This window comes from Flavobacterium sp. LS1R10, assembly GCF_003968825.1.
GTDB lineage: Bacteria > Bacteroidota > Bacteroidia > Flavobacteriales > Flavobacteriaceae > Flavobacterium.
Genome location: NZ_RYDH01000003.1, coordinates 126,685 through 152,926 on the forward strand (window position 1 = coordinate 126,685; position 26,242 = coordinate 152,926).

The 26,242-nt window shown below is 32.9% G+C and carries 28 protein-coding genes; 9 read left to right on the top strand and 19 right to left on the bottom strand.

The annotated features are described in order from the left end of the window. Positions 1-36: 36 nt before the first annotated feature. Positions 37-438: a response regulator gene (locus EKL96_RS07675; RefSeq protein ID WP_126460394.1), complete on the bottom strand. Its 402-nt coding sequence runs from the start codon at positions 436-438 to the stop codon at positions 37-39. Then, positions 428-2,257, bottom strand: coding sequence for a PAS domain-containing sensor histidine kinase (locus EKL96_RS07680; protein WP_126460397.1), 1,830 nt, complete (start codon positions 2,255-2,257; stop codon positions 428-430). The genes EKL96_RS07675 and EKL96_RS07680 overlap by 11 nt, the downstream gene beginning before the upstream one ends. 233 nt (positions 2,258-2,490) lie before the next feature. Between EKL96_RS07680 and EKL96_RS07685 the strand changes: the two genes are divergently transcribed. Next, on the top strand, positions 2,491-3,555 hold the full coding sequence (locus EKL96_RS07685; protein WP_126460400.1) for a hypothetical protein: 1,065 nt from the start codon (positions 2,491-2,493) through the stop codon (positions 3,553-3,555). Between the two features lie 58 nt (positions 3,556-3,613). Here EKL96_RS07685 and EKL96_RS14190 read toward each other — a convergent pair whose 3' ends face one another. The 7 genes from EKL96_RS14190 to EKL96_RS07715 form a co-directional block, all read right to left on the bottom strand. Then, positions 3,614-3,769 (bottom strand): hypothetical protein, encoded by a 156-nt coding sequence (locus EKL96_RS14190; RefSeq protein WP_158614849.1) that lies wholly within the window; start codon positions 3,767-3,769, stop codon positions 3,614-3,616. Positions 3,770-3,912: 143 nt separating this feature from the next. Next, complete coding sequence (locus EKL96_RS07690) at positions 3,913-4,971, bottom strand: nucleoid-associated protein (RefSeq protein ID WP_126460403.1); 1,059 nt, start codon at positions 4,969-4,971, stop codon at positions 3,913-3,915. 212 nt (positions 4,972-5,183) lie between these two features. Then, positions 5,184-5,723, bottom strand: a complete 540-nt coding sequence (locus EKL96_RS07695; RefSeq protein WP_126460406.1) for an IS1096 element passenger TnpR family protein — start codon at positions 5,721-5,723, stop codon at positions 5,184-5,186. Between the two features lie 181 nt (positions 5,724-5,904). Then, entirely contained in the window at positions 5,905-6,510 is a 606-nt protein-coding gene (locus EKL96_RS07700) for an HPP family protein (RefSeq protein WP_126460409.1), read from the bottom strand. Positions 6,511-6,516: 6 nt separating this feature from the next. Next, on the bottom strand, positions 6,517-7,797 hold the full coding sequence (locus EKL96_RS07705; RefSeq protein WP_126460411.1) for a chloride channel protein: 1,281 nt from the start codon (positions 7,795-7,797) through the stop codon (positions 6,517-6,519). A 158-nt stretch (positions 7,798-7,955) separates the two neighbouring features. Beyond that, positions 7,956-8,345: a VOC family protein gene (locus tag EKL96_RS07710; RefSeq protein WP_126460414.1), complete on the bottom strand. Its 390-nt coding sequence runs from the start codon at positions 8,343-8,345 to the stop codon at positions 7,956-7,958. A gap of 1 nt (position 8,346) precedes the next feature. After that, positions 8,347-8,907: a sugar O-acetyltransferase gene (locus EKL96_RS07715; RefSeq protein ID WP_126455241.1), complete on the bottom strand. Its 561-nt coding sequence runs from the start codon at positions 8,905-8,907 to the stop codon at positions 8,347-8,349. Between the two features lie 281 nt (positions 8,908-9,188). Here EKL96_RS07715 and EKL96_RS07720 point away from each other — a divergent pair, with 281 nt between their 5' ends. The 6 genes from EKL96_RS07720 to EKL96_RS07745 all read left to right on the top strand — a co-directional run bounded on the left by EKL96_RS07720 (position 9,189) and on the right by EKL96_RS07745 (position 15,250). Then, the gene (locus tag EKL96_RS07720; protein WP_126460417.1) at positions 9,189-11,393 is read left to right on the top strand and encodes a TonB-dependent receptor; all 2,205 of its coding nucleotides are present in this window, start codon (positions 9,189-9,191) and stop codon (positions 11,391-11,393) included. Between the two features lie 235 nt (positions 11,394-11,628). After that, complete coding sequence (locus EKL96_RS07725) at positions 11,629-12,249, top strand: hypothetical protein (protein WP_126460419.1); 621 nt, start codon at positions 11,629-11,631, stop codon at positions 12,247-12,249. 74 nt (positions 12,250-12,323) lie between these two features. Beyond that, a complete protein-coding gene (locus tag EKL96_RS07730) occupies positions 12,324-13,679 on the top strand; it encodes a histidine kinase (protein WP_126460422.1) in 1,356 nt (451 codons plus the stop codon). Between the two features lie 43 nt (positions 13,680-13,722). Beyond that, positions 13,723-14,028, top strand: a complete 306-nt coding sequence (locus EKL96_RS07735) for a 2TM domain-containing protein (RefSeq protein WP_126460425.1) — start codon at positions 13,723-13,725, stop codon at positions 14,026-14,028. A gap of 68 nt (positions 14,029-14,096) precedes the next feature. Then, complete coding sequence (locus EKL96_RS07740) at positions 14,097-14,432, top strand: 2TM domain-containing protein (RefSeq protein ID WP_126460428.1); 336 nt, start codon at positions 14,097-14,099, stop codon at positions 14,430-14,432. Between the two features lie 62 nt (positions 14,433-14,494). Further along, a complete protein-coding gene (locus EKL96_RS07745; protein ID WP_126460431.1) occupies positions 14,495-15,250 on the top strand; it encodes a LytR/AlgR family response regulator transcription factor in 756 nt (251 codons plus the stop codon). 93 nt (positions 15,251-15,343) lie between these two features. On the opposite strand, the gene EKL96_RS07750 is transcribed toward EKL96_RS07745, so the two are convergent. From EKL96_RS07750 to glf, 7 genes are all read right to left on the bottom strand, one after another. Continuing rightward, on the bottom strand, positions 15,344-16,117 hold the full coding sequence (locus EKL96_RS07750; RefSeq protein WP_126460434.1) for a CDP-alcohol phosphatidyltransferase family protein: 774 nt from the start codon (positions 16,115-16,117) through the stop codon (positions 15,344-15,346). A gap of 87 nt (positions 16,118-16,204) precedes the next feature. Further along, positions 16,205-17,227 (bottom strand): COX15/CtaA family protein, encoded by a 1,023-nt coding sequence (locus tag EKL96_RS07755; RefSeq protein ID WP_126460437.1) that lies wholly within the window; start codon positions 17,225-17,227, stop codon positions 16,205-16,207. A 51-nt stretch (positions 17,228-17,278) separates the two neighbouring features. Beyond that, complete coding sequence (locus EKL96_RS07760) at positions 17,279-18,700, bottom strand: CCA tRNA nucleotidyltransferase (protein WP_126460441.1); 1,422 nt, start codon at positions 18,698-18,700, stop codon at positions 17,279-17,281. Between the two features lie 24 nt (positions 18,701-18,724). Further along, on the bottom strand, positions 18,725-19,108 hold the full coding sequence (locus EKL96_RS07765; RefSeq protein ID WP_126460457.1) for a GxxExxY protein: 384 nt from the start codon (positions 19,106-19,108) through the stop codon (positions 18,725-18,727). Positions 19,109-19,147: 39 nt separating this feature from the next. After that, entirely contained in the window at positions 19,148-19,741 is a 594-nt protein-coding gene (locus tag EKL96_RS07770) for an L-threonylcarbamoyladenylate synthase (protein ID WP_126460460.1), read from the bottom strand. A 2-nt stretch (positions 19,742-19,743) separates the two neighbouring features. Then, entirely contained in the window at positions 19,744-20,508 is a 765-nt protein-coding gene (locus tag EKL96_RS07775) for a DUF4422 domain-containing protein (RefSeq protein ID WP_126460464.1), read from the bottom strand. Further along, positions 20,501-21,613 carry a UDP-galactopyranose mutase gene (gene glf / locus EKL96_RS07780; protein ID WP_126460467.1) on the bottom strand — a complete coding sequence of 371 codons (1,113 nt, stop codon included), beginning with the start codon at positions 21,611-21,613 and terminating at the stop codon, positions 20,501-20,503. Before glf ends, EKL96_RS07775 begins: the two co-directional genes overlap by 8 nt. 54 nt (positions 21,614-21,667) lie before the next feature. Here glf and EKL96_RS07785 point away from each other — a divergent pair, with 54 nt between their 5' ends. Continuing rightward, the gene (locus EKL96_RS07785; RefSeq protein WP_231507423.1) at positions 21,668-22,534 is read left to right on the top strand and encodes a hypothetical protein; all 867 of its coding nucleotides are present in this window, start codon (positions 21,668-21,670) and stop codon (positions 22,532-22,534) included. Between the two features lie 77 nt (positions 22,535-22,611). Beyond that, a complete protein-coding gene (locus tag EKL96_RS07790; RefSeq protein WP_410503641.1) occupies positions 22,612-23,349 on the top strand; it encodes a lipopolysaccharide kinase InaA family protein in 738 nt (245 codons plus the stop codon). Here the strand turns inward: EKL96_RS07790 and EKL96_RS07795 are convergent. The 3 genes from EKL96_RS07795 to EKL96_RS07805 are packed head-to-tail and all read right to left on the bottom strand — an operon-like array spanning position 23,332 to position 26,219. Then, positions 23,332-24,123: a glycosyltransferase family 2 protein gene (locus tag EKL96_RS07795; RefSeq protein ID WP_126460470.1), complete on the bottom strand. Its 792-nt coding sequence runs from the start codon at positions 24,121-24,123 to the stop codon at positions 23,332-23,334. The genes EKL96_RS07790 and EKL96_RS07795 overlap by 18 nt on opposite strands. 31 nt (positions 24,124-24,154) lie before the next feature. Then, the gene (locus EKL96_RS07800; protein WP_233579278.1) at positions 24,155-25,219 is read right to left on the bottom strand and encodes a glycosyltransferase family 9 protein; all 1,065 of its coding nucleotides are present in this window, start codon (positions 25,217-25,219) and stop codon (positions 24,155-24,157) included. A gap of 19 nt (positions 25,220-25,238) precedes the next feature. Continuing rightward, on the bottom strand, positions 25,239-26,219 hold the full coding sequence (locus tag EKL96_RS07805) for a glycosyltransferase (RefSeq protein ID WP_126460473.1): 981 nt from the start codon (positions 26,217-26,219) through the stop codon (positions 25,239-25,241). Positions 26,220-26,242: the final 23 nt, after the last annotated feature.

A 26,242-nucleotide genomic window follows, 5' to 3' on the forward strand; every position in this document is an offset into this window, starting at 1 on the left:
CGAATAAGGTATGATTTTGGTACTCTAAAATTCATATTAGTTTATTTCTTCGATTAATTTACGTAATAAATCTAATTTTTGTGCCGTAATAGGTTTGTCGATATAGTCTTTTACTACACGGTATTTTTTTGTCTTTTCAATATCATTAGGGTCAATTGAGGATGTCATGATGAAAATTATAATTTTTTTTTCTAAGGCTATCAGCAAAAATTCATCTAAAAATTGCCAACCATCCATGACCGGCATATTTAAATCTAATAAAATAGTGTCCGGCAGGTTTTCATTAGTATCAAAACAATGTTTTAATTTATCTAAGGCTAATTGGGGATTATGAAAAGATTCAATTTCGTCACAAAACTTATTTTTAGAAATGAGAATGCTCATCAATTTTACATTTAATTTATCATCGTCAATGATGTATGTTAATTTATTCTTCATATAAATAAATTTTAAAATTAGAACCTTGCCCCACTTCACTTTCTACTTCAATTTTTCCACCCATGGCTTCCAGCTGGTTTTTGGTTAAGAATAATCCAATTCCTTTCGCGTCTTCATTGCCGTGAAACGTTTTGTACATACCAAAAAGCTTGTGACCATTTTTTTCTAAATCTAATCCCAAACCATTATCTTTGAAATTGATAATGCTGTAATTGTCTTTAGCTTCGTAGCTAATTTCTAAAGTTGCAGTTCTATGGGGGGATTTATATTTAATTGCATTGGTAAATAAGTTAAGTAATATGCTGTCTAAATAAGCGGGGATAGCATTTACAATCAAATGGTCAGGAATGGTGTGAGTAATTACTATTTGACTCTCTTTGATGGCCTGACTCAAAGCCATTCTTGTTTTTTCAATTTCTTGCCTTAAGCGAATTCCTTTCTTTTCAATATTTATTTTTTGCTGAATGGTTATAATCTCATTCAAATATTCAATTGTTTCAGAGAGTTTTTGGGTGCCTTCTTTGAATAAATCAAAATAAGATAGTTTTTCAGTAATATCATCGGTATGATCTATCACATCAATTACCATAGATAGATTGCTGGTGTGGGAGCGGATGTTGTGGGAAACAATATGCGTGAAATTGTATAATTTATTATTTTGAATGTTGGTAATATCCAATAATTTTTTTAACTCTATTTCTTTTTCAATTCTTGAGGTTACATTTCGGCCTACGCCTATGAAATGAATAAAGGTATTATGGCTGTCAAATACCGTTGTTATATTAAGTTCAAACCAATATTTTTCTTTGTTTTTAGTGTAATTAAGAATGGTGATTTTTATACTTTCCTGATTCTGAATTGCCTTTCGCAGGAATTCGCAGGCTTGTTCATCCGTTTCTGGACCTTTAGAGGCATAGCCGGGTTTTTGGCCTATTACTTCTTCCATTTTCAACCCTGTAAGGTCTAAATAAGCCTGATTTGCCCATACTGCTTCACCGTTAGGATTTGCAATTACAATGGTGTCTGTAGTTTCGGAGGCTGCTAGGGAAAGCAAACTCATTTTTGCTTCAACATTTTTTCTTTCGCTGATATCTCTGACAAAACAGACTAAATAGGTAATGTTGTCCACCATAAATTTTTTGCCTGAAGCAATTTCAACAGCAATTGATTTTCCAGATTTGGTCCTTAAGGATGTTTCGTTGACAGTATATTCATTCTTTGTTAAATTGTATTTCAAGAAAAAACGAAGCTCTTTTCTAAATGTCATAGGAAACAGTTTCGAATGGTGTATTCCTTTGATTTCCGAATCATAATATCCGGTAAGTTCGGTGGATCTGGAATTACAGTCTGTAATAATACCATTAGAGGTATCTATAATTAGGATTGCATCATTGGCACTGGAAAAAACAGAAGAGAATTTTTCAACACTGAGCTGAAGTTCATTGATTAGATTTTGCTCCTTTGTAATGTCTTGAAAAGTACCTAGTAGAGATACTGCTTTTCCATCAATCACATCGACTTGACAAATGCATTCTACATATTTGATATTGTTTTTTGCGGTCGTAATCTCAAATTTATCACTAAATGGAATCCCGTGGTTTATTGCACTATTAATAAGAACTTTGATTCGGTCTCTATTCTCACCCATGGTGTAAAAATTAATTCCATTCCCAATTATGGGTTCATAATTTTCAGGAACTTCCAGAATACATTTTGTAACCGCATCCCAAAAAATGTGATTCGTTTGCAGGTCCATTTTCCATATTCCAATCTTAGCTGATTGAGCCGCCCTGAAATAAAGTTCTAGTTTGTTCTTCATCAGTAGGTTTTAAATAGTTAAAGAGTCTTGGAGACTACCAAATATAAAGGTTATTTTTTTTTGTATCAAATATTTTTAACATAAAATGATGGTTTTGCTATTTATATCTTATTTTATTGTCTAGTCAGTATTTATTTTATGAAAAAAAATGAGAATTTATTAAAATATCTTTTAGAAACTAATCGCAAGCAACGCCTTAATTTATCGTAAATTTGTATTAAATTTTTTTTTCAATGAGTGAGCCAGTAATGCTTTTTAAAAAACCATCCTATCCTGTAAATAAATCACTTTTAGAATACTTGGGACGGTTTGATCGCTTGTCAAAAGTTTCTATTTTTTACGATGACTTATTGCGTTTTTCCGGATCAATAACGGTCTATGATAAAAATGACCAGGATACGTTATGGATACGGGTATACTACAATGATTTTGAGCGAGAAGAAATTGATTTGAATCTAAAAAAAATCTATTCACTACTCCATTCTGACGGTAATCTGGGGATTATCAAATTCTTGAATGTGGATTCCATTGATTACTGCACTTTTGGAAATTCAAAACCTTTTCGAATAAAAGTCAGGAATATACTAAATGATAATTACACCCATTTTTATATTAAAAAAGCAGATGCTTCTCGTATTTACGGACTGGAGTTAGAGCATATTCTTTCTCCGGACAAAATAAATTTTTTAGTATATGAAGACACTTTAATAGAAGAGCATATTATGGGGATTCCTGGTGATGTGTTTATGAAAACACTGCTCATTGATTGCACCGAAACCGAAAAAGCGCAAATAGCCAAAGAATTTGTCAAGTTCAATGAGCGCTGTATGATTCGATTATTAGGGGATATGCGTTCCTATAATTATGTAATTGTGCCCACCCATGATTTTGATCAAGTGGTCTATAAAATACGTGCTATTGATTTTGATCAGCAATGCTACGAAGGAAATTTCAAAGTGTACCGTCCTCAGTTTTTTAAAGAAAATTACCCCATGGTAAAATTAGTTAAAGAAAAGCTTCAAAACAGTTCCATAGAGCAATATAAGGATGAAGAAAGAGCCGTTTTAGCCAAAAGAATCCTTTCTGCCGAAAACAGGATCAAGCGGTTGTTGAAAATTATGCGCGAGGACGTAATTGCTCCCGAGGCACATATTGAACAATTGCGATTAGAGCTTTATCGGTACACCAATGATTTGAATTTTAAAAGTGCAAAATCAATGGGCGGTATCATGAGTGCAGCTTTTCATTTTATTACCAGAAATTTCAAAACCAGTACTTTATTCAAAACAAAAGTATAAATTTCCTTGTTTTTCAGTTGAATCACGGTATTGCTGTGTTTTAAAAAAATCACCTAGTTTAAACTGGAAAACGCTCGATTTTTAGGAGTAATGCTTTGGCATAATTGGCGTGACAATCTACGTTGGCACCCGCAATTTCTTCCAAGGCTTCGATAAGCTTATGAAATGAAATCAAGGTTTTGAACGGACTTTCTTTGAAAAATGGATGCGCCATTTTTGGTAGTTTTTAAGAACCGTAAATTTACAAGGTTGGTTTTTGCATTTATTTCTAAAAAAAATCTCCAATTACACTTTCGTAATTGGAGATTGATATCATTATTGGTGCTTTAAACGGCAATAGAACACTGTAAACTTAAACTAGCTCTTCTCTTCTTTGTTGAAATAAACGAGATAGTAGTACATTTGTTTTTCCTCGTCCCATCCTTTTTCAACATATTTTTCAGCACTTTCAGGATTGATAAAATCCATTTTAATTTGGATGTGTGTGTCTAAATTAATGATGTTTTTGATTGATTTTCTAGCATCAGAAACTGCTGCATTTGCAATTGGAAAAGAAGTAACATCTTCAATACTGTATTTTTCTCCTTTGTCCATTTTGTAGTTCTTGAATTCAGGAATAAGGTCTGGATTGTCTAAAACTTCGTTCAGGAAATTAGTTTCTTCAAACTGATCATTTTTGGCAAAATAGTTCACGGAACGGTTCATGAACATTACTTCTTCTTTCTTGTCCTCGGCTGGGAAAACAACATCCTTAGCAAAGTTCTGACAAAATTTTAAATACTTTTTAGTGATAAAGTTTTCATCCTCAAAAGCATCTACTGATAAGAAATGCTCTAGCCAGTATCTGGCATCGTAGCGGTTGCTGTCAACAGTCAGGATTTTGTATCCTTCCTCTTTTTTATAATTAAAAATGATGCAGCCTTTATCTAACTTGTTTAAACTCACACCTTGTTGCAAAATCATCTCTAAATGGGTTGCTTTTTCTTCAAACTGCAAGAAATCTGCTTGTATTTCACTTTTGAAAATCCCTATCGCATCCACGACATTATTATCAATACTTACGTTAGATAAATATGTAACGTACACTTCGCCATTCTTGATATGCGGATGATTGGATTGCTCAAATAAGTGGGTTGTGATTTTTTTAGAAATCTCATGAACGCTGCTTGGATTGTCAAAAACTTCTGTTGCAAACTTGAACATATCATTGTAATCCAAATCAATTTCATGGGCAAACTGAAAATAGTTTTCTTCTTTTTCTCTAAAGGGTTTAAAGAAAAATTCTTTCATCAAGGGAACAATTTCATCATTTAAATTAAAGGGCTGCTCTGATAAAAAAATGGCTTCGTTTCTGCTTTTATTACCCACTCTATGAATGGATAAGTTCTCGATGTGTGTGTTATATAAGTTGATCATGTTTTTTATAAGATTTCCTCCCCTCAGTCCCTTCCTAAGGAGGGGTAGATGAGACGTAATTTTGTATTTGTTGATTTTTTTTATAATTGTCTGGAATCATACCTAACAAAGAAAGCCACGTAAAAAAATGTTCATTGGGTATCAATACGGACATTCATTTTATTTTTATATGGTTAGTCTCCCCTCACCTTTGGAGCAGGTTGGGGAGAGGGCTAATTCCAATTTTCCTCAAATCCGTAGTCTTCAAAACTATCATCGCCTTCAAACATGTTCAGATCATCTTCGTCCAAGCCATCTTCAAATTCATCATTATAGTTATCGGCATTGTCAGATTCAAAGTTTTTCTCCATCGCTTCATCCGGCATTTCCCCGTGAGAAAAAATAGTTTCCGGATATAAATTACCCAGCACTTGGTCTTCTACAGCAGCAAGTTCTACAAGGAATGTCCACATATTGATAAAGTCATAGACATAAAGAATTTTGGTATTTTGTTTGTCTAAAATATCAGATAATTGATAGTCACTCATGATTTTTTGCTCACCGGGAACATCACCGGTATCAAAAAGTGAAATTTCCTCTTCTTGGTTCCAAGTCTCATCACAAGTATAAAAAGAAGCTACTTCCATCCCGTCAAAACCAAAAGAATTGAAAATAGCATTGTGTAAATCTTCTAAAGTATCGTCTTCAAGTATTGCAATGTCTCTAAAAACATCTTCTTCCGCGTCTAGAATCACTCTAAATTTATAAACCATAATCTTTATTTATATTAAAAGTCCAAAGGTAAAATATAATTTTAGATTTAGATTTCAGATTTCAGATTTGTTAATAAGATTTTTGCGTATGCACGAGAAAGGAATACATCAATGTCAAAGTCTTTTTGAAGAAAAGAAGGAAAGTGTATTTTGTTTTCAAATCACTTATTTGAATAAAAAGTTACAGTTTTTTTATTTTAAATACACGGGCTACTCTTTTTCGGTACTGGTGGTATTTTTTATGATTTGGGTATTGTCTTTTTGATGTCATGTTATTTACAATCAATGCAATAACAAGGAGTATGAGTGAGCCAGTTAGCACAGGATACAGCACATACCAGTATCCCAGTTCTTTAATTTTTGGGGAGCCAATTATGGCTATCAATGCTGTGGCACCTCCCGGCGGGTGAAGCGTCTTTGTCATTTGCATCAAAACTATAGACAAGGAAACTGCAAGCGGTGCGGATAACCATAGAATATCAGGGACAAATTTAGCAATTGTTACACCTATAATTGCTGAAACCAGGTGGCCTCCAATAAGGTTTCTAGGCTGTGCTAATGGACTTTGAATCACACCATATACCAATACACTCGATGCGCCAAAGGATCCAATTAAATATATAACATCAGATTCTGGTAAAGCTTTTGATTGCAAATAGGCTATTATTCCAATGCCAATAAAAGAACCCAAAAAAGCCCAGGAATGTTCTTTGAAATCAACCAAAGTCTCCTTGTAGAGGATGTATTTGGTTTTGCGATAACTCCTTTTTATTTTTTGAACGTGCATAGGAGATTATTTTATTAAACTTGGCGAATAGGAATAAACGGTAAAAGGGTAAATCATTTTTGCCGTATATTTTGATATTAAGCAAACCAACAAAATAGGAATAAACAAAGTGTAATCATTCGTTAAACCACAAACTAAGAAAATAGCAGTAAAAGGGGCATGAATACTTGCGCTTAAAACGGCAGCCATCCCCATGATAATAAAGTTTATCGGAATTACATGAGCATTAAAATAAGTGTTTGTAACTAAAGCAAGAAGCAATCCTAAAAAAGCACCCATGAAAAGACTGGGTGCAAAAACACCTCCATCTCCTCCTGAAGCAAGTGTGGCTGATGTTACAATGGGTTTCAGGATGATGATGCCAATGATTGTTAGTGCCAGAGGGAAAGTCAATGACATTTCATTCGAACTAACAAAAATAGTTTTAATAGCATGATATCCTTCGCCATAAAGCTGTGGAAACAGGAATAAAGAGGAACTTAAAATCAGCGATCCTATTATAATTTTGAAATATGGAATTTTTATTCTCGTAAATTGGGCTTTGAAAAACAATACACTGCGCGTTAGATACACAGAATTCAATCCTGACAAAATGCCTAAAAGAATAAAATAGGGAATGGCTTTAAGATGCCAAGTTGTAATATTTACTGCAAACAGTGGTTTTTCGTCCAATAAAAATACCAGCCCAAAAGCAATGGCTACCGCAATCAAGTTACTAAGTAAGAATGCTCGAGTGACTTTTCTAGAAATAACCTCTATCGCAAAAAGAATTCCAGCGATCGGGCTGCTGAATATAGCTGTAATTCCAGCGGCAATTCCGGCACATATCAATTCAGTTTTGTATTGTCTAAACACATTTTGCTTTCTTTGAGCAACGGAGCCAATGGTTGCCGAAGCCACAACAGTTGAGACTTCTATCCCGGTGGAACCGCCAAAAACGACGGTCAATAATCCGTTAATGAAATGAGAAGGGATTTTATAACTGGGTAAATTTTTAGATTTAGAATTGGTGCTTTCAAAGATTTCTTTTATGCCTTTGTTTTCCTTTTTCTTGAATAAATATTCCCTAAGAAAATAAATAATCGACAATCCAAATACGGGAAAAATAACTAAGAATAGTGGATTGATAGTCGCTTGATGAAAAAATATTTCCTCATAATATTCTGTAGCATTTTTTAAAATAACACCTAAAAAAGCAGAAAGAAAACCAATCAAAACAGAGACAATAACTAATTTTCGGAATTTAATGAAGCGATAATTTTTTTTTATTCTTGCAGTAGTGTTCATTTAAAAGGGGGATGGAATCTTTATTAGTGTAATAAAAAGAATTTAACTCAATGTTGCAAAGATAAAGAAACAAAGCCAGATTAGAATTAAAAAAAGAAAGGCATGGTTTTCTTTTGCGATTCTGGTATTATTTTATTCTTTTAAATTTAGGAAGCATCTTATTTTTCATAAAATTCTAAAGGTAATTCATCCGGATCGGCAATAAAGAAGAACTTTTTTTGGGTAAATTCATCGATGCGTATTTCTTCGGAAGGGATGTTTTGATTCAAAAAATAATCGCGTGTTTTCTGAATATCATCTACTTCAAAAGCTAAATGACGCATTCCTGCCGCTTCAGGAGCGGAAGAACGTTTTGGCGGATTTGGAAAAGAAAATAATTCTATTACATATTCTCCGTTAAGTGCCAAATCAAGTTTATACGATCGTCTTTCCTCACGGTAAATTTCCTGAATAATGGTAAGTCCTAAAACAGTTGTATAGAACGTTTTAGATTTTTGATAATTGGCACAAATAATGGCAATATGATGAATTTTGTTAAGTTGGATCATATTATTGTTGATTTAATTGCCGGATCACTTTTGCCGGATTTCCTACTGCCAAAGAATTATCAGGAATGTCTTTAGTAACCACTGAACCTGCACCAATAACGCAGCCATTTCCAATAGTGATTCCAGGACAAATAACGGAATTTCCTCCAATCCAGCAATCATCACCAATGGTGATTGGTAAGGCATTTTCCAGCGTTTTTCTCAGTTCAGCATCCAGCGGATGTGTGGCGGTGTACAATTGAACGCCCGGTGCAAAAAACACATTGGAACCAATAGTGACCTTGGCACAGTCTAAAACAACACAGTTTACATTAAAATACACATTTTCCCCACAACTGATATTGTAGCCGTAATCGCAAAAGAATGGAGGTTCAATATATAGATTTGCTCCGGCATTGGGAATCAGTTCTTTTAGAATTTCCCGTGCTTTTTTAGTTATTCTGTATTCCACAACATTTAATCGGTGGAGCAAATTTTTAGATTTTCGCCTGTCTTTTACTAAAACAGGATCGCCTGCTAAATAATATTCTCCGGCAATCATTTTCTCTTTTTCGGTTTTTATTTCCATACTTAGTTTTTTTGTTTTTGGGCATGCCCTGCGCAAAAGCTCCGGTCGGGCTATTCGTTACAATCTTTCTTGTCTCGCTTTAACAGCTTGCCAAGAAAGGATTTTCACTACTATCCCTCATGCTGATCCTGCTTTTGAAGGGCAATAGTACGTTGTAAATATAATCTAAAATTAAAATTATTACAACTCATCCTCGTATTTCAACAGTTCAGTATTGTATTGTTTTGCCACCTTCTTTTCTAAAATACATTTGCTTTATAAAAAAATTAAATACGATGAAACTAACATGTACTAAGCAGCCAAATCATTTCAAGAAAAGTTTTAATTCGATTTTTTTATTTGCCTTTTTATTATTCAGCTTGACTATTTTTTCACAAAATACAGTTTCCGGGAAAGTGGTAGATGAAAAAGGAAAACCGGTTTCTGGAGCTAATATTTTTATCGAAGGAACGTATGACGGCGCTTCCAGCAGTGAAACGGGTGATTTTAGTTTTACGACTATGACAACTGGAAATCAGAGTTTGGTGGTGAGTTTCCTGATTTATGAAACTTTAAAAACCATAATTGATGTCGCTAATTTTAAAAATAAAACTATCAAATTACGAGAAAGCGTTACGTCGCTAGATGCAGTTGTGATTACGGCTGGAACTTTAGAAGCGGGCGATAAAGCTAGAGTTTCGGTTTTGAAACCATTAGACATCGTAACTACAGCGGGTTCTGCGGGAAATATTATTGCGGCTTTGCAAACGTTGCCAGGAACACAGACGGTAGGTGAGGACGGGCGATTGTTTGTTCGTGGCGGCGAGGCTAATGAAACACAAACTTTCGTTGATGGGATTCGAGTGGCGCAACCTTATGGTGCAACCACGAATAATCTGCCTACACGAGGAAGGTTTTCTCCTTTTCTGTTCAGCGGAATTTCATTTTCTACAGGCGGCTATTCAGCGGAATATGGCGAAGCGTTATCCAGTGTTTTATTGTTGAATACACAAGATGACCCAGACCAAAATAAAACTGAAATAGCATTGATGACTGTGGGTTTAGGAATTGGAAATACCCAAAAATGGAAAAAAAGTTCGTTGAGCGTAAATGCGAATTACATCAATTTAGCACCTTATCAGGCTTTGATTCCACAAAATGTGGATTGGAATAGTCCTTTTCAATCGGTGTCTGGAGAAACGGTGTACCGTTATAATTTTAATAATGGGATTTTGAAAGTATACGCTGCTTTTGACTCTTCAAAATTTGATATTAATCAGGAAAATATCAATTCGCCGGAGAAAATCAGAGTTGATTTAAATAACAATAATTTCTATTTAAATTCGTCTTACAAAGGCGTTTTTGGGAACAATTGGCAAATTACTACTGGATTGAGTTATGGCTACAGCAACAACAAAATAAATTTAGATTCAGATAAAGTGGCGAATGATGAAAATGCGGCTCATTTGAAATTAAAATTGAAAAAAAGTTTTTCTGAAAGAGTAAAAATTTCCTTTGGAGCAGATTATTTTATTACCCAGTTCAATGAAGATTTCAACGAAAATTCAGGGTCGGTTTTCACCAATGGCTACAATGCAAACATTGCGGCTGTTTATACGGAAGCTGATGTTTTCTTCTCTAAAAAATGGGCTGCAAAAGTAGGCTTAAGAGCTTCGAATAACAATTTGCTGAACGAAACCGCTATTTCCCCCCGAATTTCATTTGCGTATAAAATGGCAAAGAACAGTCAGTTTTCATTTGCCTATGGCGATTTTACTCAAACTCCAAGTGCTGAATACATTAAATATTCCAACAACAATCAGTTTGAAAGCGAAAAAGCCTCGCATTACATTTTGAATTTTCAATACCATAAAAACGGGAAAACATTTCGTGCCGAAACCTATTATAAAGACTATCGCGATTTAGTAAAATTCGACACCCAAATGGCCGCATATAATTCGGTTTACAATAATACCGGTTCTGGTTATGCTAAAGGTTTGGATTTGTTTTGGAGAGATGGAAAATCAATCAAAAATTTAGAATATTGGGTTTCCTATTCCTACATTGATACCGAAAGAGATTATAAAAATTTCAGTTTTCAAGTTACACCAAGTTTTGTTGCGGATCACAGTTTGTCGATAGTTACTAAATACTGGATAAACGATTGGAAATCGCAAATAGGTTTCACGAATTCATACAGTTCCGGACGACCCTACAACAATCCAAATGAAACGAAATTTATGAATGGAAAAACCAAATCGTACAACAGTTTGAGCTTCAATTGGGCGTATTTGCTATCACAGCAAAAGATTTTATACTTCTCGGTCTCGAATGTTTTAGGAAGTCAAAATGTTTTTGGCTACGAATATGCGAACAATCCGGATAATGCGGGCTTTTATAACAGAAAAGCAATTATTCCTACGGCCGATCGTTTTTTCTTCGTAGGATTCTTTTGGACGATTAGCAACGATAAAAAAGACAATCAGTTGAAAAATCTTTAAAACGAGTCATAATGTCAAAGGTATAAAATCCTAATAAACGTAAATTCATTCCACTTTATGACTTTCGGCTTTAAGACTTTCGACTTTATGACTTTCGACTGACACACAATTCATCCATCAAAATTGACAGTTCAGTATTTATAAATTTTAATCCAATGAAAACCGAGATACTTTTGAAGTATAAATAACACAATGTTTCAATCATCAAAAAAACAACCATTAAAAACAAGAAATCATGACCAAAATTATCACCACAATCGCATTTTTTATCTGTAGTTTATTATCGGCTCAAGGGCAATTCGAACAAGGTATGGGAAAAGCATTCCAATTATGGGGCGAAGGAAAAAACACGGAAGCTTCTGATTTGTTCGAAAGAATTTCCGGTGCTGAAAAAACAAGCTGGTTGCCAAATTATTATGTTGCATTGGTGAATACCACAACTGCTTTTAGAACAAAAGATAAAGATCAAATGAATTTATTACTTTCGAAAGCGCAAAAATCATTAGATTTAGAAATGGATAAAAATCCAAATAATGCCGAATTATTGGTTATGCAAGCAATGATTCATACGGCTTGGATTGCTTTTGACCCAATGACAAACGGACAAAAATTATCCGGAACGGTTATGGAATTGTACGGAAAAGCACAAGCAATTGCTCCGGAAAACCCAAGAGTTGTTTTTGGTAAAGCCGAATTTGAAATTGATAGCGCTCAATTTTGGGGAACAGACACCAAACCAATGTGTGCGCAAATTGAAAAAGCTATCGGACTTTTTGCTACTTTTAAACCTGAAACACCTTTTTCTCCAAAATGGGGATTGGACAGAGCATTAGCAGCACAGAAAAATTGTAAATAATTCAGTTGATTGTTTCGAATTAGTCATTTTAATGAAAAAAATAGAGAATAAAAACTATTGAAAAAAAGAGAATAATGTATATAAAACCACAATTACTAAAAGCTTTATTTATTGGGGTTATAATTTTTTTAGTGTCGTTTCTTATTGAATTTATTACTGTTGGGAGTGAGGTGTTTAGTCCTAGATTGTACGTTTACTTTTTATATTGTATGCTTTATAGTGTTACTTTGTATCTTGTAAATGCTGCTTTGTTCGTATTTTTGGACAAAGTTTTTAAAGATAATATTTACGTTCCAAAACGGATACTAATTGGATTTGTAAGTTCTTTTTTTCTCACCTTATTTGTGATTTTTTTGTTGCGAATTTTTATAAAAGTAATTATAGAAAGAAACTCATTTTCAGAATTTTTGTCCAATGAAACTCCTCAGGCTTATATAGAATCATCAATTATTACTTTTATTGTACTGTTAGGCGTTCACGCTTTGCATTTTTATAAAGCTTACAATGAAAATAAAGTCAAAGAACAGAAAATCATCGCAGGAACCGCAAATGCTAAGTTTGAAAGTTTAAAAAATCAAATAGATCCCCATTTTCTTTTCAATAGTTTGAATGTTTTAAGTGCTCTTATTGAAGAAAATCCAGAAAATGCACAACGATTTACGACTTCATTATCTAAAATTTACCGGTATGTTTTAGAACAAAAAGACAAGGAATTGGTTCCAGTGGAAGAAGAACTGGCTTTTGCCAAAACCTATATGAATTTATTAAAAATGCGTTTTGAGAACAGCTTGTTTTATGAATTGCCAATCCAAAATGATGGGATTGCTTCGTCCCTCACAATGACAGAAGCCAAAGTAGTACCGCTCTCTTTGCAACTTTTATTAGAGAACACAGTGAAGCATAATGTGGTAAGTGAACAAAGGCCATTGCACATTCGGATTTATGTTGAGGGCGATTATTTAGCAATCCAGAATGATTATCAAAAGAAAGAAGTATTGCAAGATCGTCAAGGTGTTGGTTTGCAAAATATCGTCAACAGGTATGGAATTATAACCAACAGAAAAGTCTTGGTTATTCAAAATGAAACAACATTTACAGTCAAAATACCTCTTTTGACAAAACAAATTACAGTTATGGAAACAACTACAAATTTCAATGAAGATACGGCTTATTACAGAGCTAAAAAACGAGTGGATGAGCTTAAAGGTTTTTACGGAAACTTGATCTCTTACTGTTGTGTTATTCCGTTTTTAATTTATATCAATTTAACTTTTTCGCCACATTTTCAATGGTTTTGGTTTTCTGCAGCCGGATGGGGATTTGGATTGACGATGCATGCTTTAAAGGTTTTTGGCTACAGTTCTAATTGGGAACAAAGAAAAATTCAAGAAATTTTGCGCAAAGAGGAGCAGAAACAAACTTGGAAATAAGAATATGAGCTGTTATAAACGTAAAAAAATTAAATAAGAAATTATGGAAAATACATATCAAAACGAAGAGCGCTATTTTAAAGCAAAAAAACAAGTGGAAGAAATTAAAGGTTTCTATGGGAACTTAACAGCCTATATTGTCTTTAATATTGCTCTCTTAATTATAAATTTAGTGACATCTCCCGAGCATTTATGGTTTTTTTGGCCTATGTTAGGGTGGGGAATTGGAGTAATTTTTCATGGCATGAAAGTCTTTAATTATATGCCATTTTTTGGTAAAGATTGGGAAGAACAAAAAATCAAAGAGTTTATGGATAAAGAAAATGAGAGAAAAGATACCTGGACGTAAAGTCACAATTCTTCTATTACAATTGAATTGCTTTTTTTAAATAGTAAATGACACTTAATATCAGTAAAATGAAAAGAAATTTTAATTCTGAGTTTGAAGGATTTCAGCCAGAAGACAAATACACTGCCGCCCAACGAGAAGTCAAGCGATTGAAAGGGTTTTATACGCATTTAATAGTATATATAGCCATAAATATAATGATTGTATTCCTCAATGTTAGAGATTTGGATCCGGGAGAAAGCTATTTCAAAATAGAGAATTTCTTTACTGCATTCTTTTGGGGAATAGGAATAGTGGTACACGGATTTTCTGTTTTCTTGCCCAATTGGATTTTTGGAAGAAACTGGGAAGAGAAAAAAATCAAGGAGTTGATGGAGAAAGAGAAAAGTGAAAAATGGGAGTGAAATAAGTGTTCAGCCGCAATTTTCAGTAAACCAAAATAACCTAATAAACGATTCAATATTAAATGATGACAATAATAATCGAAGACGAAAAACCAGCTGCAAGATTACTGCAGCGAAAATTAGAAAAACTAAATATTCAAGTAGGAGTGATGTTGCATTCTGTAGAAGAAGCAATTGATTGGTTTTCTAATAATGAACATCCGGAATTGATTTTTCTAGACATTCAATTGTCGGATGGATTGTCATTTGAAATATTTGATAAAGTTGAAATTAAGAGTGCTGTGATTTTCACCACGGCTTATGATGAGTATGCTTTACGGGCTTTTAAATTGAATAGTATTGATTATCTTTTGAAGCCTATTGATGAAGATGATTTAGAGGTTTCCGTTACAAAATTTAAGGCGCGTTTGCCTAAACTGGAAACAGTACAATTGGATTTTGAACAAATCAAAAAAATGCTGTCTAATCCATTTGAAAAAAATTACAAAAAAAGATTTTCTGTAAAAATAGGCCAACATTTAAAGGTGATTTCTGCCGATGAAATTGAGTGTTTTTTTAGTGAAAATAAAGGAACCTATTTGCATACTTTTGACAATAGGAATTATTTAATAGAAACAACTTTAGAACTTTTGGAACAGGAATTAGATCCAAAGGATTTTTATCGGGTAAGCCGAAAATTCATAGTTCCTCTTAAAGCAATTAAAGAAATTGTAGTCTACAGCAACTCCCGTTTGAAAGTTATTTTACCTTCTTACAAAGACGAAGAAGTAATTGTGAGTAGAGAAAAGGTTTCTGATTTCAAGAGTTGGATAGGCTGATAATGGTATTAAATAGATAAAGTATATAATAGGTGTTAAATAGCTCTTTTTTAGCGAATTAGGTATTTAGTATAGAATATGTCTATAGTGCTTTTATACCTTTAAAAATGTTTTTCGGATTCCAATTAGAACAAAAATGAGTGCCGTGTAAAGTATAAAAAACGGAATGATATATTCAATTAAATTCATAGGTAACATTACCGCAATTATCAATAGTTGGAAGCCCAAACCGTAGATAGAAAGTATCGTCATAAACCAATTAGGAAACGTTTTTACTTTGTAAGCTTCTTTATCAAGTGTGTGAATGATCTTGTCGAATGTTCCATAAACGAGGGTGTAAACACGGAACAGAATATCGACAGATTTTTGGGTTTCGCCGGGTAAAGCTCTGGGTGATTTGTACTCGAAAATTTTACTGGTAGTGTCTCCGCCAACGGATTTATTTCTTAAAATCACATAGTAGTAATTGTATAAAGTGCCCTGCAATTGGATGCCGATAAAAGCCAAAATAGTAACCCAAAATGATGTTTTTGAAACATAACAAATAGTCATTAAAAGCAGAAAATTTAAGATGATATCAAATACACTGTCCAAGTATCTTCCAGTATAAGAAGGCGTGTTTTTTAAGCGTGCCAGTTCACCATCTGCTGCATCAATCATTGATTTCAAAATGATAAAAAAACTTGCGAAATAGTAACTTCCTTGCAGAATACAGTAAATAGCAATCAAGCCCGAAACACCAAAAAGTAAGGTGACATGAATAGGGGTAAACCGAGTGTTTTTTAATTGATTGGCAAGAAATTTTCCAAATGGTCTTCCATAATCTGATAAATCTAAAAATTTATCTTGAGCAGCAAGTTTAGACATTTATGTTGGTAAACAAAGAAATGCGACAATATAGTCAGGTGTTATTTTGAATTGACCACGGTTTAAACCATGGGTTATGTTTATTTCTTATTTAGATAATCGGTGTAAAGTGAATGTCATTGCCGTTAATAAAAAGAAAGCCATCACTTGATGTAGTAATCCCAACCAAAGTGGGACACTGTAAAGCAGAGTAAGGATACCTAATGCAAATTGCAAGAAGACAATCAACACCAATATATTGATTCCTTTTTTCTGAAGTGAGGAAAGAGTGTATTTTCTGCTTGTAAAATAAAGAGCAAGAATTAATCCTACCACGACATACGCCATAGTTCGATGTACGAACTGAACGCCGCTTTTTCCTTCGATAAGATTTAAAAACAAGGTGCTTTTTTCTATAAAGACACTCTCGTGAATGAATTGACCATCACTCATCAGCGGCCAATGATTGTGAATCAAACCCGCATTTAAACCCGCAACAAACCCGCCATAAATGATTTGGATAACTAGAAAAATTAATGCGACACGCGCGAGATTTCGTAATGGAGGTATAGCTGTCGCTTTGTTTGGGTAGATTAAATCCAAAGCTACCCAGAGTGTGTAAGCAAACGTTATAAAAGCAAATGTAAGGTGTAATGCCAATCTAAAATGACTTACATCCGGATTGTCGATTAATCCGCTACGTACCATAAACCAGCCCAGAAATCCTTGAAAACCACCCATGAATAGTAGAACAACACATTTTTTTATAGTCTCTGTCGAAAGACGTTTCTTGAACAAGAAATATATAAAAGGAAGGATAAACGCTAAACCTATTATTCTCCCTATAAAACGGTGAAACCATTCCCAGAAATAAATGAATTTGTAATCACTTAACGTAAAATCATTGTGGATGTTTATTTTTTGGTACTCCGGAAATTTTTTATATTCTTCAAAAGCGTGTGACCATTTTTCTTCTGTTAAAGGAGGAAAAGTATCAGTTACTAAATGCCAGTCGGTCATTGATAAACCGGAATTGGTCAATCGGGTAATTCCTCCCACTACAACCATCATAAACAATAATAAGCATCCTGATAACAACCAAATGATAACGTAATTATTCTCTTTTTTCATTGTTTGAAATTAATTTTTGCAAAGATATTTGAAATGTAATTAATTGTTAATTCAACAAGCGTTAATCTTTAATCCGATTTTTGCGGCTCTTTTTAGCATAAATTGAAAAGCAGCTTCATATTCATTTGGAATTTCTCCTTCTAAAATGGCTTCTTTTATGGCTTCTTTCAGCATTCCGATTTCTTTTGAAGGCTTTAAGTTAAATTTTTCCATAATTTCTTCACCTGATATTGGTGGCTGGAAATTACGTACCTGATCCCGTTCTTCGACTTCTACAATTTTCTGGCGGACGATTTCAAAATTATTGTGGTATTTCTTGAATTTATTTGGATTCTTCGTTGTGATATCCGCTTCGCATAGTGTCATTAAATTCTCAACGTCTTCGCCAGCGTCAAAAACCAAACGGCGCACTGCAGAATCCGTTACCGTATCTTGGGATAAAACAATCGGTCGTGAACTCATCATGACCATTTTTTGCACAAATTTCATTTTTTGATTCAACGGCATGTGCAAACGTTCAAAAATCTTTTTTGCCATTTTGCCACCAAGAAATTCATGTCCGTGAAAGGTCCAGCCTTGTTTTTTAGTAAAACGTTTCGTTGGTGCTTTACCTATGTCGTGCAATAATGCTGACCAGCGCAACCAAACATCATCAGTATGCGGACAAATATTATCGACAACTTCCAGCGTGTGATAAAAGTTATTTTTATGGGTATGGCCTTCAATTTCTTCCACTTGATTCAGAGCAGTCAATTCTGGAAGAATAATATCTAAAAGTCCAGTTTTGAACAATAGCAAGAATCCTACGGAGGGTTTGTCTGTCGAAAGTATTTTATTCAATTCATCGACAATGCGTTCTCCGGAAATAATTTTGATTCGTTCCGCATTTTTGGTTATCGAATTCAGCGAATCTTCTTCGATTTCAAATCCCAATTGGTTTGCAAAACGAATCCCTCTCAACATGCGCAAAGGATCGTCAGAAAAAGTAATATCCGGATCCAAAGGGGTTCTGATTATTTTGTTTTTTAAATCTTCCAATCCGTTAAAAGGATCGGAGAGTTCTCCAAAATTAGCGGTGTTCAAAGATAAAGCCAGTGCATTTATGGTGAAATCACGACGGTTTTGGTCGTCTTCTAAGGTGCCGTTTTCTACAACTGGATTCCTGCTTTCAAAATTATAGGATTCTTTTCTGGCTCCAACAAATTCAATTTCGGTGTCTTCAAAACGCAGCATCGCTGTTCCGTAAGTTTTGAAAACCTGAACTTTTGGTTTGTTAGGAAGCAGTTGTGACACTTTTAAAGCCAATTCAATTCCGCTGCCCACGGCAACAATATCAATGTCTTTTTTAAAGTCTCTCTTCAAAAGTAAATCTCTTACGAAACCACCAATCACATAACTGTCAACGCTAAGTTCTTGAGAAGCTTGAGAAATTACTTCGAATATTTTGTTATGTAAGGCTGTTTTGTAGTTCATTTTTTATTACCGCAAATTCGCTAATTATTTTTTGGTATCAACGATACGTTTGTATTCTAAAGAGGTCAAGTTAAAATTAACCAATATTGCAAGTTTGTTTCCAGAATTTTTTAAATAATTTAAACACTGATTGTAATGACTATTGTTAAAACATTCGACAGTTTTTATTTCAAGAATTATTTTGTCATGGATAATAAAATCTGCATAAAATTTATGTTTTAAAATTGAATTTTTATAACTAACAGAATATTCTTTTTCCCTCTCATAATGAATATTATTTTCATTAAATTCCAATTCTAAGGCATCTTTATAAACTATTTCAGAGAAACCTTTACCAAGATTTTTGTGTACTTCATACAGGAGTCCAACAATTTTATAACATTCATCTTTATAAATTAAATCATCCATTTTTAAAATTGAATTAGTGAATTAGCGGTAAAAAAACAATTATTTCCGAATCACTTTTACCTGAGAATCACTTGTCAATTTTATAATTGTAGATGGTTTTTCGGCAATTTTTTCGCGATGCAAATTTACAACATAGTCCACGCCTTTTATAATTTCAGGACTGATTTCTTTGAAACTTTTTGGAGTAGGTTGTCCGGAGATATTTGCCGATGTGGAAACCAACGGTTTTTTCATTTTTTCCATCAATTTAAAACAAAAAGGTTCCTTTACAAGTCTAATTCCTAGTGAGTTGTCAGCTGCAATTAAATTGGGTGCTACGTTTCGTGGTTTGTCCAGAATTAAAGTGGTTGGGTTTTGATTTGCCAGTTCACTATCGGTCAGGTCAGAGAAATCCATAATTTGCCAGGCTACTTCCGGAATGTCTTTGAATACATTGTAAATCATTTTATCGCCATTCATCAAAACAATCATGCTTTGGGTTTCGGCTCTTTTCTTGAGTTTGTAAATTTTAGCGACAGCCTCTGGATTTGTGGCGTCACAACCAATTCCCCATACGGTATCAGTGGGGTAGAGGATGATTCCTCCATTTTTTATGACTTCGTAAGCATTGTGTATTTCTTGGTTGATATCCATGATTATAGATCGATTATTTTATAAGTGGGAATTGCTTTGATTTTTAATTTATTATGATAAACATATAGATTAATTAATCTTTCAGATATAAACCCGAAAATTCGTGCTTGATAGTCATCCTTGGGAATACTGACTTTAGATTCCAATTCAAATAGAATAGAAAAAAGCCAGGTGTAATAATCATCCCAAATTTTCTTGGAACAAATCATCATATTTGCTACATGAAACAGTCGACCTTCGTCTAAATGGGTTACAATACTTTCTTTGTATTGCGGGTACTTCTCACTAATTATTTTTTTTGTTAAATCCCAATCTTCTTTTCGGTGATCTTCACAGTAGTTTTGAGTCAGTGTAGTATTTTTAAATTTATATGGTTTACAAAGAATTACATCGTACTCCGAGAGTATTTTAATGATTTTTTTTTCTAAAATTTCTCCATCAGTTTTAACTAATTTTGTTTTTTTAAAATCATCAATCTTAATTTTTTTTTGAGCGGAAGGTTGGAAATTATAAAAGGGATTGAAAAAATTAAAATACCTCCTGTAATGACAGATTCCAACGTATTCAACATCCGTAATATTTTTCCAAATCCAATAAGAAGCAGTTAATTCACAGTAGTTTTTGTTTTTATTAGCAATGTTATCGAGCGTGTTGTCTCGCAAAATATTTGTTGCAATGTCTACATTTTCGCCGACTTGTATCGGGATATGCAATTCGTTAAATAAAATAGGGGTCTCTTTATGTGTAACTGTAAAAATTTTAACCATTTTCTAGTTCTTTTTTAGATTTAATTAATGCGGATGCAATTATTTGGTGCATGTCGTAATATTTGTATTCTGCCAATCTGCCTCCGAAAATTACATTATTAAGGGTTTCGGAAAGCTTTTTATAATTGAGATATATCGCTTGATTTTTTTCGTCATTAATAGGATAATAAGCCTCTTTTTCGGACGTCCAATTTTCAGGATATTCTTTTGTCACTACAGTTTTCTTTTGGTTGCCAAATTCAAAATGTTTATGCTCTACGATCCTCGTATGTTGATATTCAATGTCATTATAGTTAATGCCTGCATTTCCTTGAAAATTCTCGGTATCCAGAATTTGTGTTTCAAATCGCAACGAGCGATATTCTAGTTTTCCAAACCGGTAATCAAAATATTCGTCAATTTTCCCCGTGAAAACAATTTTTGTTGCGATATTTTCAAAGTACTCTTTGTTTTCGAAATAATCTGTATCAAGTTTCACTTCAATGTTTTCCAATAAATTTTCTATAATTTTATTGTAACCTCCAATGGGGATTCCTTGGTAGCGATCGTTAAAATAATTATTGTCAAAAGTAAATCTAACGGGAAGTCTTTTAATAATGAAAGCAGGCAGTTCGGTGGCCTTTCTGCCCCATTGCTTTTCAGTATACCCTTTGATCAAGGTTTCGTATATGTCTTTTCCCACCAATGAAAGTGCTTGTTCTTCGAGGTTTTTAGGGTTGTCGCTTCCAAATTCCTTAATTTGCTGCTCAATTTTATTTTTTGCTTCAGCCGGCGTTTTGGTTCCCCATAGCTGATAAAAGGTATTCATGTTAAAAGGTAGATTATAAAGTTTACCCTTTGAAAGCGATAGAGGCGAATATACGAAATGATTAAAATTCACGAATTGATTTACATAATCCCATATTTTCTTGTCATTGGTATGAAAAATATGCGGGCCATATTTGTGGACATTTATCCCTTCAATATTTTCACAATAAATATTTCCTCCGGTGTGTTTTCTTTTATCTAAAATCAAACACTTTTTACCCGCTTTTGTTGCCTCATGCGCAAAAACACTACCGAAAAGACCTGATCCTACTATTAAATAATCATATTCTTTTTTCATTCAACAAAAATAGATATTTAATACTAAATTGCAACAAATTTCAAATTGATGTTTATGTTAGGAAAAATACAAGTAGGTTATTTAGTCTCGTACGATTATGAACTATTAAAAAATTCGATACCAACAATATACAAAGAATCTAATACTATTTTTTTAGCTATTGATAAGGAACGAAAAACATGGAACGGTGAATTTTTTACTATTGATGATACTTTTTTTGAATGGATTGATGCATTTGATGTTGAAAATAAAATTGTTATATATGAAGATGATTTTTACGTGTCAAGTTTAACTACAATGGAATGCGAAGTTAGAGAAAGAAAAATGCTTTCTGATAAAATGGGAATAGGAAATTGGTTAATTCAAATTGATGCAGATGAATACTTTTTAGATTTTTCAGGTTTTATAAATGATCTTAGGAAGTATGATTCTTTTTTGAAAAACCCAAAAGAAAATCCTGTTCAAATAGGTTGTTTTTTAACTCACTTGTACAAATACACTAATGAAGGAATATTGTATGTTGAAAATCTTACAAGAGTTTTACTTGCTACAAACTATCCAAATTACAAAGTAGGCAGAAAGACAAAAGCAAGGGTAATTTACACGGATAAAATTCTTTTGCATGAATGTTTATCAAGAACCGAAGACCAATTAGCTTTCAAATTAAAAAATTGGGGACATAATGTACAAATTAATAACTCTTTCTTTGAAAAATGGAAATTAGTAAATCAAGAAAATTATAAAACATTTAAAGATTTTTATTACATAGAAGCTGATACATGGAAGAATTTAGGTTATTTTCCTACAAAAAACATAGATGAAATTAAAAACTATGTTAGTAATAATAAAGTACTTAGAATTTCATCACTTTATCTTTTTTTTAAAAATTTCGGACAATGGTTTAAGTATTTAGCTAAATAATATTTTTGCTTTTATTAAAACAATCGACTAATCTTATAATAAAACAATTGAAAAGAACTATAATTTTTAATACGTCATTGATAACCAATCAAAAGGTGTTAATTGATATCATTGAAAGCTTCAATTCAAAAGGAATTCTTTTTGGTGACGGAGTGCGAAACAAAATAAAACTTTTTGAATTAGAAGGGAAAACGATAAATATCAAATCTTTCAAAACCCCAAATCTGATCAATAAAATTGCCTACAAATATTTCAGAAAATCTAAAGCCAGACGTTCTTTCGAATATGCAGCTATTTTATTAGAAAAGGGAATTGGTACGCCACAACCTATAGCTTGTGCTGAAAATTTCACTTTGTTGGGATTACAAGAAAGTTTTTATATCAGTGAGCATCTTCAGGCAGAGTTAACTTTCAGAGAATTAGTGCTGCAACCTGATTATCCGGATCATGAGAATATCTTGCGGCAGTTTACCCGATTTACATTTGATTTACATCAAAAAGGAATTGAGTTTTTAGATCATTCTCCAGGAAATACTTTGATTAAAAAAGCAGATGATGGAAGCTATAGTTTCTACCTAGTTGATTTAAATAGAATGAATTTCCATCAGTTTATGGACTTCGAGCTACGCATGAAAAATTTCAACAGGCTTACGCCAAAAAAAGAAATGCTGGCAATAATGAGTGATGAATATGCCAAACTTTACAATAAGAAATACGATAAAGTTTTTGTAAAAATGTGCTTTTATACCAATGATTTTCAAATGAAATTTCATAGAAAAATTGCTCGTAAAAAGAAATTATTGTTTTGGAGATAACTGTTGTTGTCTTTTCCAAAGTTGTTCTAATTCTTGATATCGGATGTGAATTGAATTTGCGTTTAAATAGCAAATAATCAAGCCTTTTTTTCCGTCAAGAAATCCTAATCGGATAATGTAATTGAACAAAAAATTATATGCAGGATGCAAAAAATGTAATAAAACCGAAGGCTTTTGCTTTTTTAAAAACTTCTCCTGTGCTTTGAATTCTCCGTACCGAATCGTTTTCGATTTATACGCTTGAAAATTAGCATAGGAATAATGAATCAGTTTGTTTTTTAGAACACCTATTTTTCCATTTACTTTTAATTTTTCATGAACAAGCCGGTCTGTGTTATATTCAGCTTGATTTTTATTAAAAAGCCTAAATATTTTATCATTCTGATTCCCGCTGAAATGCAATACTTTGCCTTCAAACATAAAAGTTCTATAGAAAAGAAAAGCCGAAAAGGTTTCATTGGTTTTTATTGTGGCTATAATTTCATTCTTTAATGCAGGAGTCAGTCTTTCATCTGCATCCAAAAATAAAATCCAGTCATTTTTTGCATGTAAAATAGCAAAGTTCCTTTGAGAAGAATAGTTTTCGAATTTATTTTGAATGAAAGTGACCTTTTCAAATGATTTACAAATAGCTTCTGTTTTATCGGTACTGAATGAATCGACAACAATAATTTCATCAGCAAAATCTAAATCAACCAAAAGTGGCTTAATTTGATTTTCCTCGTTTAATGTAATTATTAAAACTGAAATGTTCGTGTTGTGATTGTATTTCATTAATTTTTGAATGTTTTACAAAAATAGAATATTATTCTAAATGTGTTTCCAAGAAAGTATGTAAAGCAGGAATAATCAACTCGGGAGTAAACTCTTTGTAAAACGCAATGGTTTCTTTTTTTATGATTTTAGCCGTTTTGCCTTCAAATAAATCAGGTTTAAACTCTTGTAAATGCAGAGAAACATGATTAATTCCATCTTCAAATGTGGCCCATCCTTTTTTGTCAATCCAAGGCGAAAAAATTATAAAAGAGGGTTTTTCTAATGCTTTTGCCATATTTATTGCCCCGCCATCGTTGCCAATTATCATATCACAATGATTCATGATGGCGATAAACTCTCGAATGTTTTTTCCTAAGAGGGAGAAATAAATTTTTTGTCTAGTACTTTCTTTACACCCATTGTAAATTGTTTTTGCATCTTCAATTTGCTTTGGAAAATAATTAAAAAGAATATTCACATCTTCCTTATCTGCAATAAAATCGACTAATTGAGACATATATTCCAACGAATAGGTTTTGTCTGGACTGCTTCCAATTATGCTGACCATAACTGTTTTTTTAGATTGGTCTATACCGTGAGATTCAAAAAGTGAACTAGCAAAATCATTCTCTACTTTTGTGACATAAATTCTGGGAAATGTTTCTAATTCAATATCCAGATGCAAAGGATTTAGCAATGCTAATCGCTGTTCAATTATTAAACCTAAATTGGTATTGGTCGTTTTTTTTCTAATCACCGTATCCGTATAAAGAAAGTCTCTTCCTTTTTTCCAATACGATATTTTTTGTTTTGCACCCGATAACAATACGACAAGCCAGCTTTCTAATTTGGAATACGCATCTATAATAATATCATATTTTTCAGTTCGAATGGATTTCAATAATTTAAAATATTCCCATTTGCTTTTTTGATGTTTTTCCTGGAAAAGGATGAGATTATCGAAACTTGTATTTCCTTGTAAAACAGCAATGGTAGATTCGTAAACCATATAATCAATTTGCGCTTTTGGGTAGGCTTTGCGCAAATTATTGCATAATATGGAGCTTACTAAAACATCTCCAATCATTTTTTGTTGAATTACAAGTATTTTCATTTGAAGTAAATTTGAAAAGTTATGCTTTTGTTTTCAAGTAATTCATTGCACGAGGACTAATCCAGGTTTGTTTTCGTAGGACATTTAAATAATAAATGGATAAATTTTTAAGCATCAATCGATTCACTTTCAATTTTGGAATAAAAAATAAAAACACGCTTAAAAGCGACAAAAATAGTTTCTCACTAAGAACTCCTAAAATTAATAATGTATGTAAATAGAGTTGTATTCCTGTTGAAAATTGACTGCTGATGTACACGTGTTTTGAGATGATCACTTCTGTTTTCGTGAGTGCTTTTGTCTTTACGTTTAATCGGGATGCACCACCATGTTGATGGAAAATAGTAGCTTTTCGGGTAACGGCAACTTTTCCATCCGTATCAGAAATTTTTTTACAAAGTGCAACATCTTCAAAATAAAGCCAAAAATCTTCATTCCAGCCTTGAATTTTGTTAAACCATTCTCGGCTTATGAAAATGACCGCTCCGGTAACCCAATCTGGGTAAAACAACTCATTGTTGTTATTAAAACGTTTTTCTAATTTTGCCTTATTCAGTTTTCTAAAAATAGATCTTGACACTCCGAAAAATCGTCCTAAAGCCGGAAATAAATTGTTTTGTTTGTAAAAAACTTCGTTTTCGTTTATTTGTAAACAGGATAAAATTCCAATTTCTGGATGGGAAACAGCCGTTTCTAAAAGAGTTTCAAGGGCTTCAAGAGTAAGTTTTGTATCTGGATTTAAAAAAAGGAAATGGTTTCCCGTAGCAATGCTTGCACCAAAGTTGCAACCATTTGAGAAACCATTATTACCAGTGTTTTCTATAAATGTAAACTTGGAATATTTTTGTTTAAAAATGTTGAATTGTCCGTCATTCGAAAAATTATCAACAATGATGACTTCGAATGAGAATGTTTTCGAAATAATTGTATCAATGGATTCTAAACATTCGTCTAAGGCTTTCCAACCACGGTAATTGACAATAATTATTGAAATATCCAATAGGTCTTTTTATAAAGATTTTT